The sequence below is a fragment of the Nostoc sp. genome (genome assembly GCF_036917575.1).
In the GTDB taxonomy this organism is placed as follows: Bacteria; Cyanobacteriota; Cyanobacteriia; order Cyanobacteriales; family Nostocaceae; genus Nostoc.
Genome location: NZ_JBALDC010000072.1, coordinates 182,637 through 198,284, shown reverse-complemented (window position 1 = coordinate 198,284; position 15,648 = coordinate 182,637). Strand labels below are relative to the sequence as shown.

Annotated in this window: 17 protein-coding genes; 9 read left to right on the top strand and 8 right to left on the bottom strand. The window is 40.2% G+C overall.

Annotation, left to right across the window (positions count from 1 at the left end):
* Window positions 1–766: 766 nt before the first annotated feature.
* A complete protein-coding gene (locus V7K79_RS21870) occupies window positions 767–1,540 on the top strand; it encodes an armadillo-type fold-containing protein (RefSeq protein ID WP_335050338.1) in 774 nt (257 codons plus the stop codon).
* A 70-nt stretch (window positions 1,541–1,610) separates the two neighbouring features.
* Here the strand turns inward: V7K79_RS21870 and ftsE are convergent, their stop codons facing one another.
* Both ftsE and V7K79_RS21860 read right to left on the bottom strand, forming a co-directional pair.
* Window positions 1,611–2,357 carry a cell division ATP-binding protein FtsE gene (gene ftsE / locus V7K79_RS21865; protein WP_335050336.1) on the bottom strand — a complete coding sequence of 249 codons (747 nt, stop codon included), beginning with the start codon at window positions 2,355–2,357 and terminating at the stop codon, window positions 1,611–1,613.
* Between the two features lie 219 nt (window positions 2,358–2,576).
* Window positions 2,577–3,332 carry a WecB/TagA/CpsF family glycosyltransferase gene (locus tag V7K79_RS21860; protein WP_335050334.1) on the bottom strand — a complete coding sequence of 252 codons (756 nt, stop codon included), beginning with the start codon at window positions 3,330–3,332 and terminating at the stop codon, window positions 2,577–2,579.
* 424 nt (window positions 3,333–3,756) lie between these two features.
* Between V7K79_RS21860 and V7K79_RS21855 the strand changes: the two genes are divergently transcribed.
* The 3 genes from V7K79_RS21855 to V7K79_RS21845 all read left to right on the top strand — a co-directional run bounded on the left by V7K79_RS21855 (window position 3,757) and on the right by V7K79_RS21845 (window position 6,742).
* Window positions 3,757–4,476 (top strand): response regulator transcription factor, encoded by a 720-nt coding sequence (locus tag V7K79_RS21855; protein WP_335050332.1) that lies wholly within the window; start codon window positions 3,757–3,759, stop codon window positions 4,474–4,476.
* Between the two features lie 163 nt (window positions 4,477–4,639).
* Window positions 4,640–6,313 carry a SpoIIE family protein phosphatase gene (locus V7K79_RS21850; protein ID WP_335050330.1) on the top strand — a complete coding sequence of 558 codons (1,674 nt, stop codon included), beginning with the start codon at window positions 4,640–4,642 and terminating at the stop codon, window positions 6,311–6,313.
* A 3-nt stretch (window positions 6,314–6,316) separates the two neighbouring features.
* Window positions 6,317–6,742, top strand: a complete 426-nt coding sequence (locus V7K79_RS21845) for an ATP-binding protein (RefSeq protein ID WP_335050328.1) — start codon at window positions 6,317–6,319, stop codon at window positions 6,740–6,742.
* Between the two features lie 431 nt (window positions 6,743–7,173).
* Here V7K79_RS21845 and V7K79_RS21840 read toward each other — a convergent pair whose 3' ends face one another.
* Window positions 7,174–7,602, bottom strand: coding sequence for a ketosteroid isomerase family protein (locus tag V7K79_RS21840; protein ID WP_335050326.1), 429 nt, complete (start codon window positions 7,600–7,602; stop codon window positions 7,174–7,176).
* A gap of 237 nt (window positions 7,603–7,839) precedes the next feature.
* On the opposite strand from V7K79_RS21840, the gene queG reads away from it, so the two are divergent.
* On the top strand, window positions 7,840–8,814 hold the full coding sequence (queG, locus tag V7K79_RS21835; RefSeq protein WP_335050324.1) for a tRNA epoxyqueuosine(34) reductase QueG: 975 nt from the start codon (window positions 7,840–7,842) through the stop codon (window positions 8,812–8,814).
* Window positions 8,789–9,424 carry an HAD-IA family hydrolase gene (locus V7K79_RS21830; RefSeq protein WP_335050322.1) on the top strand — a complete coding sequence of 212 codons (636 nt, stop codon included), beginning with the start codon at window positions 8,789–8,791 and terminating at the stop codon, window positions 9,422–9,424. The genes queG and V7K79_RS21830 overlap by 26 nt, the downstream gene beginning before the upstream one ends.
* A gap of 147 nt (window positions 9,425–9,571) precedes the next feature.
* Here the strand turns inward: V7K79_RS21830 and V7K79_RS21825 are convergent, their stop codons facing one another.
* Window positions 9,572–9,949 (bottom strand): hypothetical protein, encoded by a 378-nt coding sequence (locus tag V7K79_RS21825; RefSeq protein WP_335050320.1) that lies wholly within the window; start codon window positions 9,947–9,949, stop codon window positions 9,572–9,574.
* A gap of 216 nt (window positions 9,950–10,165) precedes the next feature.
* Here V7K79_RS21825 and V7K79_RS21820 point away from each other — a divergent pair, with 216 nt between their 5' ends.
* Window positions 10,166–10,696: an orange carotenoid protein N-terminal domain-containing protein gene (locus V7K79_RS21820; RefSeq protein WP_335050318.1), complete on the top strand. Its 531-nt coding sequence runs from the start codon at window positions 10,166–10,168 to the stop codon at window positions 10,694–10,696.
* A 65-nt stretch (window positions 10,697–10,761) separates the two neighbouring features.
* Here the strand turns inward: V7K79_RS21820 and V7K79_RS21815 are convergent, their stop codons facing one another.
* Window positions 10,762–11,526 (bottom strand): ABC transporter ATP-binding protein, encoded by a 765-nt coding sequence (locus V7K79_RS21815; RefSeq protein ID WP_335050317.1) that lies wholly within the window; start codon window positions 11,524–11,526, stop codon window positions 10,762–10,764.
* A gap of 388 nt (window positions 11,527–11,914) precedes the next feature.
* On the opposite strand from V7K79_RS21815, the gene V7K79_RS21810 reads away from it, so the two are divergent.
* The gene (locus V7K79_RS21810) at window positions 11,915–12,367 is read left to right on the top strand and encodes a Panacea domain-containing protein (protein ID WP_335050315.1); all 453 of its coding nucleotides are present in this window, start codon (window positions 11,915–11,917) and stop codon (window positions 12,365–12,367) included.
* The gene (locus V7K79_RS21805) at window positions 12,348–12,785 is read left to right on the top strand and encodes a hypothetical protein (RefSeq protein ID WP_335050314.1); all 438 of its coding nucleotides are present in this window, start codon (window positions 12,348–12,350) and stop codon (window positions 12,783–12,785) included. Before V7K79_RS21810 ends, V7K79_RS21805 begins: the two co-directional genes overlap by 20 nt.
* Here V7K79_RS21805 and V7K79_RS21800 read toward each other — a convergent pair.
* The 3 genes from V7K79_RS21800 to V7K79_RS21790 all read right to left on the bottom strand — a co-directional run bounded on the left by V7K79_RS21800 (window position 12,782) and on the right by V7K79_RS21790 (window position 15,222).
* Complete coding sequence (locus V7K79_RS21800; protein ID WP_335050312.1) at window positions 12,782–13,804, bottom strand: zinc-dependent alcohol dehydrogenase; 1,023 nt, start codon at window positions 13,802–13,804, stop codon at window positions 12,782–12,784. The genes V7K79_RS21805 and V7K79_RS21800 overlap by 4 nt on opposite strands.
* Before the next feature lie 107 nt (window positions 13,805–13,911).
* Window positions 13,912–14,097, bottom strand: a complete 186-nt coding sequence (locus tag V7K79_RS21795; protein WP_335050310.1) for a hypothetical protein — start codon at window positions 14,095–14,097, stop codon at window positions 13,912–13,914.
* Window positions 14,098–14,151: 54 nt separating this feature from the next.
* Entirely contained in the window at window positions 14,152–15,222 is a 1,071-nt protein-coding gene (locus V7K79_RS21790; protein ID WP_335050308.1) for a glycosyltransferase family 4 protein, read from the bottom strand.
* Window positions 15,223–15,648 lie beyond the last annotated feature (426 nt).

Genomic DNA, 15,648 nt, shown 5'->3' with positions numbered 1-15,648 from the left:
AGTGATTCGTTGGCACAAGTAAGACACAATATCTGGGACGCAAGCACAGGAAGAGAAGATTTAATAATTTATCTGCCTCCTTTTTAGTCACCCTAAATGTTTACCGCACTCAGTGCTGAGTAAATTAAAAAGCACCTAATATCTGTGTACTTAGTAAAAATAACGTCCTTTGTAGGCAGTCCTTTAACTCAGCACTCTTCATCTGTATAGTTGAAACTTGCGATCGCGATCGGCAATTACTCGCTCAAACTGCACTACCAGGCTCTAATCTCACCAATTCCGACTCGCCAATTTCTCCCAATACCTTATTATCTATAAATGTGAATAACATTTACAGTGTTACCTTTTGTACTTTTGATGGTCAATTCACCCTTGATAACTTTCGTTTTTGTCTTTAACTAAGACTTACGTACAAAATGCCCTTGCTCTGAGCGATTGAAAATGGTATCTTAATTTGCGCTGTGCTGTATTAGTCTACTATCCGTCTATAAAATTGGGCATTTTGTGATTTAAGCCTTCATCCATAATAAACAGGAGTCAGAAGTCAGAAGTCAGAAGTCAGAAGTCAGAACACTCTACCCATAAAGGGATAGAGTTTTAATAATGAATAATGTTTAAAAAAGTTTGCCCACAAGGAGCAAGGTTTTAAACCAATATTCATCAAAGAGTCGTACAGAATTAATACTGAATTCTGACTCCTGAGTTCTGAATTCTTTTTGATAAAACTTATACAATAGGTAATTTCGTAATCAAGTAGGTAAACACTGTGGCACAGGCTTCGTCTTCTTGGCAGCAATTGATCAATCAAATCCTCAACTGGAACTGGTCGCTGACAAAATTTAAGACAAAGGGAGCCATAAAGCAGCAAACATTTAAACGTTTCTCTGGCCCTGGGGGCTTTCTTGGGTTCCTGACAATTATCATTGCTATGTTGTTGTGGAACTGGAAACTGCTACTGGCTCTTTTTATCGGCATTGGAGTAATGGTATTGGTTTACTCAATGCAAGAGTGGGACTGGCAATTGCGCTGGTCAAAAATACGTAATTTCTTAAATAGTTCAAATCGTCGATTAGTTTTAGCAGTCATCAGTGGTGGTCTTGCTACTGTCAGCACTTACATGGCAGCGGCAATATGGGTTGACTCTCACAGTCATTGGATTGCTGCTGGTGCCATTGTGCAAGGTGTGGGAACCTTGTTAACTTTAATTTTATTAGGATGGCAAATTGTCAACTTCTATGAAAATCGAGAAGAAGACTACCTTGATCGCTTGTTGGTGAATTTGACAGAAAAAGATCCATTGAAGCGGTTGATTGCTCTAGGTCAACTAACTAAATTGATCAGCCGTAAGCGAGTTGATTTTTCAGTGCAGCAAGATATTGTCCAATGCTTGCAACTCTTACTCAGTCGAGAGGAAGAAGTTATAGTGCGAGAGGCAGCTTTTAAGAGTTTACAAGCTTGCGATCGCCTACAAGCGTTACCCCCGAAAACAGCAACAATTTTCACACCGATATCCGCAAAAATCAAGCACCACGTATATTAGTTATTTGTCCTTTGTCCTTTGCAAATGACCAATGACTAATGACTAATGACTAATGATTAATGACAAATAACTATTTTCGAGACAACCTGCCATTACGAACTTGCACTACCGGATGATTGTACCGCCGTACCAATTGTTCATCGTGGGTGGTGACAATTACCGTAGCCCCAAAGGAATTTAACTTCTGGAGAATCTGGATTACTTGCCAAGAATTATCTGGATCGAGATTTCCAGTAGGCTCATCCGCTAACAGTAGGGGTGGTGTACCAACAATTGCACGGGCAATACTCACCCGTTGTTGTTCTCCCCCAGACAGTTGATCTGGAAAACAGTCAGCTTTACTCAGTAAACCTACCAACTTTAAGGTTGGTTCTAAACGTCGTTGAATTTCTTTACGGGTATACCCTTGAGCTTGTAGTACAAAAGTGACATTTTCTGCTACTGTTCGTTGGCTAATGAGTTTATAGTCTTGAAACACAATACCAATTCGTCGCCGCAATAATGACAAGCGATCGCCCCGCAAATCCGCTACATTACATTCATCAACAATTACTTCTCCTTTTGTAGGTAATTCCTGACCATATAGCAATTTCAAAAGCGTTGATTTACCAGAACCACTTGGCCCCGTGATAAACAAAAATTCTCCCTTTTTTACCTCAAGGTTTGCATTCAATAAGGCGTGAGTGCCGTTAGCATAAGTCTTGGTTACAGATTGCAATTGTACCTTCGTAGTAGTATTGCTACCGTGCTGTTGAGTTTCACTGTCCTCTCGATGAACGGATTTATCTGTCTTAACTTGAGTTGTTAATACTGGCATTGTTAAATTTTCCTCATACCCACAACCAAACAGTTTGCCTGCTTAAATGTGAAATTCTCCCCAAAATCAGGATTCCCAGGTTTCACCTGGAAATTTAAAATTCAACAAAGAAAAGTTAAAATTTTTTCAAAACTTTAATATTAACTAAGTAATAACACTCAGAATTATGAACTTAGCACTCAGCACGGGCTAAACCTGAGCTTTCCGCTAACAGCACTCTTAACTAATTGCACCCCTTGCTGTTAAACGATAAACAAACGCTTTTATAGCAAACGCTGGCAAAGCCAACATCCGCCGCCAGCGCCAAGGTTCTTGATAAAGGCGATACAACCATTCCAAATTATTATTTCCTAACCACGCGGGAGCGCGAGTTTTAGTTCCTGACCAAATATCAAAACTGCCACCAACACCAATCCAAATTGCTTGGGGACACAAATGGCGGTTTTCAGCAATCCATAATTCTTGACGCGGCACTCCCAAACCGACAAAAATCACTTGTGGCTGTAATTGAGCCAGAGTTTTTCGCAATTGTGCTTCTTCTTCTGGGGAATGGTAGCCTGAGTGAGTGCCGACTATACTCAAATCTGGAATTTGCTGCTGCCAAAAATCTGCCGTTTTTGCAGCCACTCCAGGCGCTCCTCCATAAAAAAATATCTTTGTCCCTGTCTTTTGTTGTCCAAGGACTTGCAAAAGTTTTTCAGCTAATTCAATTCCTGGAAAACGCTGCACTTTTTGCCATAACAGCCATCGTAAATACAGAACAACCCCGGCTCCATCTGGAATCACGAGTTCAGCATTTCTAATTACTTGAGCTAATAATTGATTTCGCTCTGCCTGCATAGTCATTTCTGCATTGAGCGTTACTACATGAGTTCCTTTGCCTGTGTGCAGGCATTCTAACAACCAGCCTGGATAGTCAGCCATCACATGAACTGGTATTCCCAACACTGAAAATGCTTGATTGCCTTTGGACATAGCCTATTCTTAAGTAATACTCACACCAGATTTTGCATGAATGTTAAGTTTATCAAATTTTTTTATATTAGAACTTAGGCAAAAGAGATTCCCCTTTGCCCTGCAACCAGAGAAACCATAATTAAACTAAATAGACATAAGAGTGAACAAGAATGTATATACCTAGCACTGATACGTATATATAAGGATTTTAGATAACACATAATTAATTTCACTCCTCTGTCTATTAATCTTGGGCGCTTGTGCTTGGGCTGAAACCACTCTAACTTTGATTGTTAAAGTGTAATATTCACTCAGTATAAAACGCTCAAATCATAACTTTGGTTGCGGGAATAAAAGCCTCCACTATACTGCTTGCAGTTAGTGTAGGAGTATGTCACAAAACTCGACTTTATGGTTATAGTGTAACGGGCTGAAGTTGGCTATGAGTAAAATTCGTATCGCTCTAATTGAAGATCACGATCTAACTCGTGTGGGTATTCGTACAGCACTACAGCAAAAGAACGAAATTGAAGTTGTAGGTGAAGCTGCTAATGCTGTTGAGGGTCTAAAAATGTTAAAAATGCTACAACCAGATATCGCCATTGTAGATATTGGTTTACCAGATAAGGATGGTATTGAATTAACACGAGAGGTAAAATCTACTACTAATACACAGCAGCTACTTACAAAAGTGTTAATTTTGACGTTGCGGGATAATAAAGAAGCGGTGTTGGCAGCTTTTGCTGCTGGTGCAGACTCTTACTGTATGAAAGATATCAAATTTGATAATTTGCTGGAAGCAGTACGAGTAACTTACAATGGCAACGCCTGGATCGATCCAGCGATCGCTCGGATTGTATTGCAACAAGCGCAACAAAATCCTCAAAAGTTAGAATCGGCTTTAGTCGATTCTAAGACTATTGCTCCCAACCCAGATTCTTTTGAGAATTTGGCAGAAATTCCACCTTACACCCTGACAGAAAGGGAATTGGAAGTGTTACAGTTGATTGTCGAAGGTTGTAGTAATGCAGTAATTGCGGAAAGACTTTACATCACAGTTGGCACTGTTAAAACTCACGTTCGCAATATTTTAAATAAGCTATGTGCCGATGACCGTACCCAAGCAGCAGTCCGCGCCTTGCGTTCTGGGTTAGTTGGATAAATTTAATTTTGGTGTGGATCAATTGAGGATAATCAAGGGAAACTCGCAACTTTGAAAATATAACTTTTCAAAGGAAATGGCTTCTCTGATTTTCTCTTATTTATTAGGTGAGATAAACATCATATTATCTCGCCATTCAAATATATAAAAACAAAAGTCAAATATGGCTGAGATTGGTACAGACAAACTTAAACTGATGGTGGTAGATGATGAACCAGATAACCTAGATTTACTCTACCGCACTTTTAGGCGAGATTTTCAAGTATATAAAGCTAATCATGCTTTTGGTGCTCTGGAAATTTTGGATCAATTTGGCGAAATGGCGGTAATTATTTCTGACCAAAGAATGCCAGAAATGAATGGGACTGAATTTTTTAGTCGCACCGTAGAGCGCTTTCCAGACACGATTCGGATTTTGTTAACTGGCTTTACTGATGTCGAAGATTTAGTAGATGCGATTAACTCCGGTCAGGTATTCAAGTACATTACCAAACCCTGGAATCCAGAACGGCTGAGAAGCTTAGTTGAGCAAGCTACTGATACATATCGCCTAGTTAAGAAGCGCACCCAAGAGTTACGTCGGGCCCTACGACGAGAATCTTTGTTTAATGCGGTAACAACAGCAATTCGGGAATCTTTAGACTACGGTAGTATGCTGCAAAAAATTGTCGCAACTATTGGAGAAACATTTGAAGCTACCAGTTGCTTGCTCAAACCAGTAGAGAGCGATCGCCTCACACAAGACGAGTTTTTCTACCGCGATCCGAAATCCGATGTATTAGATTGCTTTTTCGACTCTAGTGATTTAATCGAAAAGGTGTTGGAAAGCCGTCATTATCAACTCGCTCAAGATATATACAATGGTAATCCTAGTCACCACTTAGTTGTGCCACTTAGCTATCATCAGCATTTATTAGCTGTGCTGACACTCCACCAATGGGGACGCGATCGCTCTTGGGAAGACGAAGACATTCAACTAATTGCAGGTGTTGCCGAACAAGCAGCCTTAGCCCTCTCCCAAGCAAAACTCTACCAACGCCTCCAAGAAAAGCAACAGCAGATTCATACTGAGCTAGAGGTGGCTCGCCAAATTCAATACAACCTGCTACGCCAAAGTTTACCTGACATTAAAGGTGTGAAGGTACAAGCTTGCTGCTACCCAGCGCGAGAAGTAGGAGGTGATTTTTTTGAAGTTTTTGTCCATCCCAAAGGCGATTTGTGGGTAGCAGTGGGTGATGTTTCTGGCAAGGGCGTCCCAGCAGCTTTATTTATGGCTAGTATTATTTCAGTTTTGCGCCGAGAATTATCTCAAGAGACACCAGCAGAGCCGAATGTGGTCATGCAGAACCTCAACCACGCTCTCAGTGAAGATTTAATTAGCAACAATTATTTTGTCACTCTTGTATTAGCTTGTTATACCCCTAGCACTAAGGAACTGGTTTACACTAATGCCGGTCATATTTATCCAATATTATGGTCGCGTTGCTCGACTTTAGCTGAAAATCCCAATTACCTGAAAGTTCGCAGCGTTCCTTTGGGGATTTTGCCTAAGTGGCAGGCACAGTCTGGTCGCCTGGTTCTAACTGCTGGAGACACATTGTTACTAGCCAGCGATGGAATTACAGAAGCAATGGTATCAAATAATCATGATTTAACAGGAAAAATTGAGGCTGGGGTTGAAACTGTGAACCGCTCAATGCTGAATCAAGATGGTCTTTGGCAACTCTTACAACAAGAGCAACAACCACTTTCTCTTAACCATTTACTAGCTCGCATCCAGGCAGATAATCACGTTCAAGAAGACGACCAAACTATACTTTCACTGGAGATTTTGTAAGTCATGAAAAGTGAGCTTCATGTACCAAGCGACTTGAATTTTCTGAATATTGTTGAAAACTGGTTGTTGGGATGTTTGAAAATTCAGCTAGGGGAATCTGTAGATTGGTCGCGGCAATCAAGTCGTTTGAGACTGGCTTTAGTAGAAGCCTACTCTAATGCAGTCCGTCATGCTCATAAGGAGCAACCAAATTTACCAATTTTACTGCGTTTAGAAGTGAAAGACCGGGATTTTGCCCTAGAAATTTGGGACTATGGCGAAGGCTTTGATATGTCTAACTACTATGCTCCAAACCCGATGGAAAAGCAAGAAGGTGGTTATGGTTGGCTGATTATGAATCGTCTCATGGATAAAGTAGATTACAAGTTGCAAGTGAATGGTGCCAACTGTCTGAAGTTAGAAGCTACTTTACCCGAATTAGCCCAATAGACAAAAGTTATACCAATTCAAAATGACGCTCTCTACCACACGCTACGTGTAGCTTGCAACTCTTACAGAGTAAGCGGACTCGCTCTAAGCGAAGCCATGCCAAAGGCTTTACGCTGCGCTAACAAAATTCATGCATTAACAAAGCCAGACATAACAAAGCTATGTCCGTATGTATAGCCGTAGTCACACAGGTTAGGACATTTTGAAAGGGTGAAAGCTAGGAATAGTAATAGTTTTACCTCCAGCATAGCTGCCTTCTGCCTCCTGCCTCCTGCCTCCTACTATATCTGTCGCATTCTTTTTTCAAATTGGTATTACTATTTTTCAAGTCATGCTATTTATGAAGAAGAATTCAGAATAAAGTCATAAATCCTGTGTGATTGGGTGATAAATACTGGTTTAAAACTTTGCCCTTTGTAGTTATTTGCTACTTACTTTTCAGGACGTAAAGAAAGTAACTCTTTGGGGGAAGCTAAAAGTTTGATTCTAGTATATATAATTTGCCGTTGTTGGTTGAGGATAAATAGCCACAAGACATTGACACTACACCACGAAGTTTGTGCTTTGCCTGTTACCTGGACTTGGATATCACCATTTTCTAAAGTCTCGGCTATTCCTGTGTTCGGGTAAGCTTTAATGTTTTGACCTTCTTGTTTTAAGTAGGCTGCGATCGCATCTGTCCCCACAATATCAGATTCAAATGGCGGACGCATCACACCATTTAGCGCAAACAAGGCAGCAGTTGCCTCAAATTCTCCTGCATTTAAGGTTTCAAAATAACTCAGTACACTTGCTTCTGTAATTCCCTCAATCTGGAATTCTTCAAACTGCGCTGGCGATATAAATTCAGCAGAGGTCATAAAATTACCTGTATGATGCTATCTGAATATTAATTTCAATACAAAAAGAGGTAAAAAAAAAGCTGCTGTTGAGATATATTGCTACATCTTAATAAATCTTCCTGACGATAGAAGTCTTGATTTGCCACACAGCTTAAAACAAGCTAGATGTTGGTAAAGTAACAAATCTTAATTAAAGATACTAGCTAAATAATGTATAATCAAGACGCCTTAAATTAGGCAAAAACCAGATAAAAAATGAATCAGTATCCTCTAACGAGTAGCAGTCTGGTGAAAGAAAAAGCCAGCGAGTTGGGCTTTCACAAAGTTGGAATTACTGCTGTAGATCGGGTAAATGCCACACAAGCGCAGAGGTTGCAAGCATGGATTGAACTGGGTTATCACGCTGATATGAAATGGATGGCTAACCCGAAGCGTCAGGATATGCGCTTAGTGATGCCAGAGGTGCGATCGCTAGTGTGTGTAGCTCTAAATTACTACACACCACATCAACGTCCTGAAAGTGAGGAATACGCCAAAATTTCCCGTTATGGTTGGGGAAGAGATTATCACAAAGTAATGCATAAAAAACTCAAGCAGCTATCTGTATGGCTAAAATCACTTGATGCAGGCGTATTAGCTCTTTATTATGCAGATACTGGCCCAGTACCAGATAAAGTGTTGGCTCAACTTGCCGGAATTGGTTGGATTGCCAAGAATGGTAATGTAATTACACGGGAATATGGCTCTTGGGTATTTTTGGGAGAAGTGTTGACTAATTTAGAATTAGAGAGCGATCGCCCACACACAGAACACTGTGGTAGCTGTACTCGTTGTCTTCAGGCTTGTCCCACAGGTGCAATTACTCAGCCTTTTGTTGTCGATGCTAATCGTTGCATTGCTTATCATACCATTGAAAATCGTGACAAGGAATTGCCAGAGGCGATCGCACCTCATTTGCAAGGCTGGGTTGCTGGTTGTGATATTTGCCAAGATGTTTGTCCTTGGAATCAACGTTTTGCTCAAACAACTGATATTGCAGAGTTTCAGCCTTATCCTGGGAATATTGCTCCCCACCTGCTAGAATTAGCCCAAATCTCAGATCGGGAGTGGGATAAACGTTTTCCAGCATCTGCCTTGCGGCGGATTAAGCCAGAAATGTTACGACGCAACGCCCTAGCTAATCTTGACGCATCCAGGCACAAGAATGACCCAGAAAGTAATTATTTTTGATTTTGATGGCACTATTGCTGATACAGTAGATGCCCTTGTAAGTATTGCTAATCGTTTAGCTGGAGACTTTGGTTATAGACAAATAAGCCCAGAACAATTAGCCTTCCTCAAGAACTTAACATCTAGGGAAATCATTAAGTACTCAGGAGTTTCTTTATTTAAAATACCTTTTCTAGTTAAAAAAGTGAAAGGGGAATTAAAAAACAAAATCCCAGAATTAAAGCCAATTCCGGGAATTAAAGAAGCATTAATAGAACTCCAAAATCAAGGATATAAACTCGGTATTATCACTTCTAATTCTAAAGAAAACGTTACACAATTCCTTACAATCAATGATTTAAATCACCTATTTGATTTTATCTACTCAGGAATTACAATTTTTGGCAAAACAACTATTATCAATAATGTCTTGAGGCAAAAGCAACTTAAACCTCAAGAAGTTATTTATGTTGGAGATGAAACCAGAGATATAGAAGCATCAAAAAAAGCAAATGTCCAAGTGATTGCAGTCACTTGGGGCTTTAATTCACCGGAAGTACTAGCCAAGCAAAATCCAGATTATTTAATTCAGCAACCTAGCGAACTACTAGAAGTGATGAATAGTCATTAATTAATAATCAAAAGTCGATAGTGAGAATTTTAACAATTGACAATCGATAAAATAGTAAAGTGGGCAATAGCTACCAATGCCGATAATTTCAATAATCTTATTTTGTGACATTGCCCATCTTCCAAAATAGCAAAATATCAGGAAAACCTAATTTTTCCGTTCTCCCTTTTCCAAAGCTTGTTTTACTAAATCATCGCTGACATTGCTTACAACGTCATTCTGAGAATTTCCAACTTCTTTTGCTAACTCTAGAAAATCATCAGGATTGCCAGTTGACTGAGTTTGAGTTTTTGTCTCTTGTGGCTGAAAGGTTTTCTGGTTAGATGCAGTCGCTGCTTCGGCTGCTGCTGCACCTTCACCTGTGCGATCAACTTCACTAACGCTGAATTTTTGTGCAGCTGCATAATCAGCATCAAAATTCACCGTTGGCGCTTCTTCTTCACCACTAGCTATGTTTTCGGCAGCTAATTGTGCTTCATGGGTGGAAGCTTCATTTAAATTGGGCTTCACTTCTTGATCAGGCATAATTAAAACCTTAGGTAAAATTTTTATTTCTAGGGCAATCATAGCGAAGTAATGTGCTGCTTTCTTGCTTCCTGGGGGAGACTTTTACCTCTATTAAAAGGTAGATTAAAGCGGCAATTTCCAATTAATTTAACTATTTCTAGGGATAGTAGCATCTGATACTCTAACTCTGGTACGAGTTATCTTGGCCTGTTAAATTTCCTTGGAAATAAATTTATGACTGCAAGTTACGATAAAAATATTTCTCAAGCTCAGAGCGATGAAACTCAAAAATTGGTAGATGCGTTTAACGCCTTAGATACTGATGCCAAATTAGCCTGGTTTTATTTTGTTTATAAAAAGATGGGTGATTCGATCACACCAGCTGCTCCTGCTGCGGCCGAACCAGAATTAGCACCACTTCTGCTAGGAGATTATTTTAAATTATCCGATGAGCAGCAATTAGATATTATGCGGGATATTGTTAACCGCAAAGATACAGAATATTCTCGTGCTTATGGGGCGATAAAAGAAAACAACCAGCTGTTAGTTTGGTATGCTTGGGCTGTAGCTATGGGGGATACGGTGGTTGGAATACCGGCCAGTTACCAGGCAAGTAAGGCAGTTAACGATCTGCTTTCCGAAATTGAAGGAGTAGATTTTGAAGAGCAAATGTCAGTGTTTCGGACAATAGCTGGTGAAGTAGGTTACACCGATATTAAGCCAATCCCAACGCAAGCAGAAACTGGGAAAACCTCAAGTCTGTAATCAGCTTTAGCGACTAAAAGTCGCTCCTACACAACCTAAAGTCCGCACAGGCGGACTTTTTTAATCTACGAGACAGTTAACTGACTCAAGTCGGCTGGAGTGAGGTTGGAGTGTACTATTTGACCATCACGGAACCAAACGATGCGATGAGTTTGACGAGCAACTTCTGGTTCATGTGTTACCATCACAACGGTGATTCCACTGGCATTGAGTTCGCCAAAAATATCTAAGACTTCTTGGGTTGTACGCGAATCAAGTGCGCCTGTGGGTTCATCGGCGAGAAGTACTACGGGACGATTAACGATCGCGCGGGCGATCGCTACTCTTTGTTGTTGTCCACCAGATAGTTGAGTTGGTTTGTTGTTGAGGCGATTTGCTAAACCTACTCGCGTCAAGGCTTCTGTTGCGCGATCGCTTCTTTCTTTTGGATTGACACTAGCATATACCATTGGTAGCATCACATTTTCTAATGCTGTGAGTTGGGGTAATAAATGAAATTGTTGGAAAACAAAACCCAGCTTTTTGTTACGGATGTGTGCCAAGGATTTATCATCCATTTGCGCTACATCAATGTTATCTAAGTAATAATGTCCGCCTGTGGGTCGGTCTAAACAGCCAATAATATTCATAGCTGTAGATTTACCTGAACCAGATGGCCCCATAATTGAACAATATTCGCCCTCGTGGATAGTCAAATTCACATCGTTAAGTGCTTTAACTTCAGTTTCGCCACTGCCATATATTTTAAAGATATTCTCCAAACGAATAATTGTTGATTTTGGGACGGAATTAGGAAGTAGAGAATCGGTAATTGAAATAGTGTTTGCCATAAGGATTTAGTTATTAGTTGGTAGAGATGCAATTATAGGGATGTCTTAAAACAAACTGCTTTTTACTTCTTATCTCTAGGATAATACGCTTAGTTATCAGCTAACCTATGCCAATAAAGTTTGGGCATGGTTGTAAAGAAAAGCAATGCAGGTATAAACTTCCAACGCAGCATTATAGGCAATGCTTGGCTTGGGCTACGCCTAAGCCTTCTAATTTTTTAGTGAGTTGGCAACTATTGTATGCACGTGGATTTTTTTAGTACAATTAAACTATAAAAAGCAAAAAAATTCTTCCTAGCTCTTGTTAGTGATAACTCTGTCAGATGATCTATGTTAGAGCAAATAAAAGCTAGCTATTATCTAACAGACTGAAGAGGGGGTGATTGTAGTGTTGTCATGTTTTAACGTAGCAGATTACTTTATCTGGTTAGCAAATGAAACAGGTTCTTTTATTAGTAATCTAAAGCTGCAAAAGCTTGTGTACTATGCTCAGGCTTGGCATCTTGCACTCAATGACACTCCTTTATTCCCAGAGGATTTTCAAGCCTGGATACATGGGCCTGTAATACCTGCTTTGTACCAGAAGTATAGGCTTTTTGGATGGCAACCAATTTTAGAAGATGTCAACCCAAAATTCCCGCAAGAGGTTCAAGGGTTTCTAGATGAGGTTGCACAAGAGTACTTTGCTTGTGATGCTTATGAACTAGAGCAGATGACTCATGCTGAGACACCCTGGAATTTGGCTAGAGGAAATCTACCGCCTGATGAAGCTTCTAGCGAAGTTATTCAGAAACAGTGGATGATGGAGTATTACGGATCTCGTGCCGAAGAAAAAGATTAAAAAGACTGAGGTTGTCAAAGACGGCACATCAGGTATTAAACCAACAAAGCTGAAGCCGCTTCAAGGCATCAGCTTTTCGTTTAAATATTATCAAGACAATCACAACAAGTTTTCTTGTAGCCAAAAAGAAGCAATCTACTGGCTGACCTTGGTTGATCGATTAAAAGCTCTATCTAGTCTAACGGCTCAAGAGTTGTTAGTAAATCGTGGCAGTACCCTCAGATGTCATCCCATCAAGTGGGAAGATACCAGCGAGAGGGCATTTGGTTTGCCAAATGAAGAACAATCGGTTGACATACCATACCAGTTTTCCATCTCCTCAAATGAACATGGTAGGGTTCATGGATTCTTTCTTGATGAGATTTTCTACATTGTTTGGCTAGACCCAAATCATTTGCTGTACGCCGCAAAAAATTAAGGAATCATTGCCACCTTTATTACTTTACGCGCCTTCATATCAGAAAACACCTGTTCTAAATCTTTTAATGGTCGCTGTTCGCTAATAAGTAACTCAAAGGGAATTTTACGACTAGCTATGAGTGCAAGGGCCGATCGCACATATTCTGGTGTATTATGAAACACGCCTTTGATGGTAAGTTCGCTATAGTGTAGCTGTTCAGTATTCACGGTAATGCTCGTATCCCGTGGACATCCACCGAATAAGTTGACTGTTGCACCAGGACGAGCACAGGCGATGGCACTTTCCCAAACACTTGGGACACCAGTGGCTTCAATTACTACATCTGCACCCCATCCTTGGGTAAGTTCTTTCACTACACTGGGAATCTCTGGAATTTGATGATAATTAAAGGTCTGGGTTGCACCAAATTTCTGACCAATTTCTAGTCTATCATTATTACCTCCCCACAGTAAAACCTCAGCTTTCTCGCTCAAAGCTGCTACAAACATTAGCCCGATCGCCCCATCTCCTAAGACGACTACTTTATCTTGAGACTTAACGTTTGAACGGGCTACACCATGCAACACACAAGCTAGAGGTTCTGTCATCGCTGCCAATTCCCACGGCAACTCATCCGGAATCTGCAATAAATTATGCTCTACGATCGCTGCGGGAATTTTTAGGTATTGAGCAAAAGTCCCATTATTCCATGTCAAATTTGGACATAAGGAATATTCTTGACGTTGACAGAAAAAACAATGGTAGCATGGTGCAGAATTATTGGCGACGACGCGATCGCCTACTTGCCAATTTGTCACCCCTGCACCCACAGCAACAATTCGCCCAGCCGCTTCGTGACCAAACAGCGTTGGTGGTATCAGCATCCTGGCATGACCACCACGCCGCCAGACTTTCAAATCTGTACCACAAGTTGTTGCTGCCCCTACTTCGATGGCAACTTCCCCAGCCGCCGGAGTGGGGTCAGGAACTTGTTCTAGGCGTAAATCTTCTTGACCATAAAGTAACGCTGCTAACAAAACTTTAAACCTATCAATTAGCTCGATCCAATTTTACCAGTTGGGGCTTATTGATAAATCTAAACTAAATCAGGATTGATTTTTAGTAGATTTTATATGTTGAAAAACTAGCTATTCACCGCTGGCTGGGGAACCACTCCGGTGTTCCGAGTTTCCACATTAGGCAAGCGAGTTGCAGTTAATAGCGGTACTTCTTGTCGGCATGACTGGCAAAACCAATATAGTTCACCATGACGGACATGACGCAGAAGGGAACCAGCGCAGCATGGGCAGGTGTTAGCTCTCGTACTCATAGCAATATTCTCCTTAAAAAATTGTTGTTTTAAGCTCATTAAAAAAGCAGTTGATTAAAACTGAATGTTAGCTGCATGAATTCGTCCATTCGATTCTATGCGGTCTTTAATAATTTGTCTGTAAACAGTTTCATATCCGTTAACCATTTGGCTAACACTAAAGTTGTTTTCTACGTGTTTTCTACAGGTTTGACGATTGAGTTTCAAAGCTAGTGGAATCACTGCTACCATTTCTGCATGGCTATTGCAAATAAAACCTGTTTCACCGTGGGCAATAACTTCAGGTACAGAACCTAAATTTATAGCAATCACTGGCGTACCAGTTGCCATTGATTCAATCATTACTAACCCAAAAGGTTCTTGCCAGCTAATGGGAAAAAGAGTTATGGCAGCATTGCCCAGAAGTTCAATTTTTTCAGTGTGGTTAATTTCACCGAGATATTCAATTTGCTGACCATCTATATGGGGAGCAATCTCTTGTTCAAAAAACTCAGAGTATATTGCATCAACCTTTCCTGCCATCTTCAAGCACCAACCACTCTGTTTAGCAATGGCGATCGCATGTTGCGGACCTTTATCTGGCGAAAAGCGACCTAAAAATGCTAAATATGGAGGTTCTAACGGTTGGGCTACAAATGGGTAATCTGCTAGTTCAATTCCGTTATAAACCGTGCCAACATAATTAAGCTCGATTTGACGCTGCGAGTTACTAATGCTGATGTATGGTTGCTTTTGGTAGTAGCTAAATGCGTGACGGTTGTCAGTTGTAAAATTATTGTGCAGCGTGTGGACTGTAGAGGTTACTGTTATCAAACTCGCTAAAGGTAATGCCGACATCCCTACATGAGAATGGATAATATCGAATTGGGCAGCATGTTGGTAAACTTGGCTTAGTTCTAACATTTCATACACTGCATACTCTTTCACATTTGGGTCTAAGCGTAATGCACGTGGATAAATTGCTTCTAAATGAGCCAAAGTTTGAGAATCGCCAGAGGCAAATAAAGTTACCTCATGACCGCGACGAACAAGTTCATCAGTCAAGCGACTCACTACCAGTTCGATTCCTCCATAATTAGGAGGTGGAACCCTTTCCCATAAGGGGGCAACTTGAGCGATTTTCATAAGTTTTTCTGGTTCAGTCTATGAAATTGTCCTCAATATAATGAGTGACATCATTATTCTATGAGTAAAGAGCATTTGTACTTACTCTTTTGACATTTAAATTAACCTAACAGGCTAACAAAAGCGCAATAACGATTAACCGTACCGGAAATTTTCTACCGACAAATTTAACGAATTATCGCCAAAAGTCAACCCTGAGCTACATTTCTAACTTATAGCTAATCTATTAGTTGTTGCATCTGTCTTGGGGATCATAAAGAAGTAGAATGTTTTGTAGCAGAACTTACAAAATTGAATACTTTGTAGCTGAAAACACTAAAATATTTAATGGAATCAAGTCATTAAAGCTTCGTTTAAAGGTAATTAGCAAATATAACAAAAATTATAAATATTAAGTAATTGTACAATAATTACATCATTTGTAAT

Excerpts from the sequence above, each read along its gene's own strand:
- V7K79_RS21825 (WP_335050320.1), bottom strand. The coding sequence starts at position 9,949 with ATGCCTGATCAAGAAGTGAAGCCCAATTTAAATGAAGCTTCCACCCAT.
- V7K79_RS21820 (WP_335050318.1), top strand. The coding sequence starts at position 10,166 with ATGACTGCAAGTTACGATAAAAATATTTCTCAAGCTCAGAGCGATGAA.
- V7K79_RS21845 (WP_335050328.1), top strand. The coding sequence starts at position 6,317 with ATGAAAAGTGAGCTTCATGTACCAAGCGACTTGAATTTTCTGAATATT.
- queG (WP_335050324.1), top strand. The coding sequence starts at position 7,840 with ATGAATCAGTATCCTCTAACGAGTAGCAGTCTGGTGAAAGAAAAAGCC.
- V7K79_RS21855 (WP_335050332.1), top strand. The coding sequence starts at position 3,757 with ATGAGTAAAATTCGTATCGCTCTAATTGAAGATCACGATCTAACTCGT.
- V7K79_RS21795 (WP_335050310.1), bottom strand. The coding sequence starts at position 14,097 with ATGAGTACGAGAGCTAACACCTGCCCATGCTGCGCTGGTTCCCTTCTG.
- V7K79_RS21860 (WP_335050334.1), bottom strand. The coding sequence starts at position 3,332 with ATGTCCAAAGGCAATCAAGCATTTTCAGTGTTGGGAATACCAGTTCAT.
- V7K79_RS21830 (WP_335050322.1), top strand. The coding sequence starts at position 8,789 with ATGACCCAGAAAGTAATTATTTTTGATTTTGATGGCACTATTGCTGAT.
- V7K79_RS21840 (WP_335050326.1), bottom strand. The coding sequence starts at position 7,602 with ATGACCTCTGCTGAATTTATATCGCCAGCGCAGTTTGAAGAATTCCAG.
- V7K79_RS21850 (WP_335050330.1), top strand. The coding sequence starts at position 4,640 with ATGGCTGAGATTGGTACAGACAAACTTAAACTGATGGTGGTAGATGAT.
- V7K79_RS21790 (WP_335050308.1), bottom strand. The coding sequence starts at position 15,222 with ATGAAAATCGCTCAAGTTGCCCCCTTATGGGAAAGGGTTCCACCTCCT.
- V7K79_RS21815 (WP_335050317.1), bottom strand. The coding sequence starts at position 11,526 with ATGGCAAACACTATTTCAATTACCGATTCTCTACTTCCTAATTCCGTC.
- ftsE (WP_335050336.1), bottom strand. The coding sequence starts at position 2,357 with ATGCCAGTATTAACAACTCAAGTTAAGACAGATAAATCCGTTCATCGA.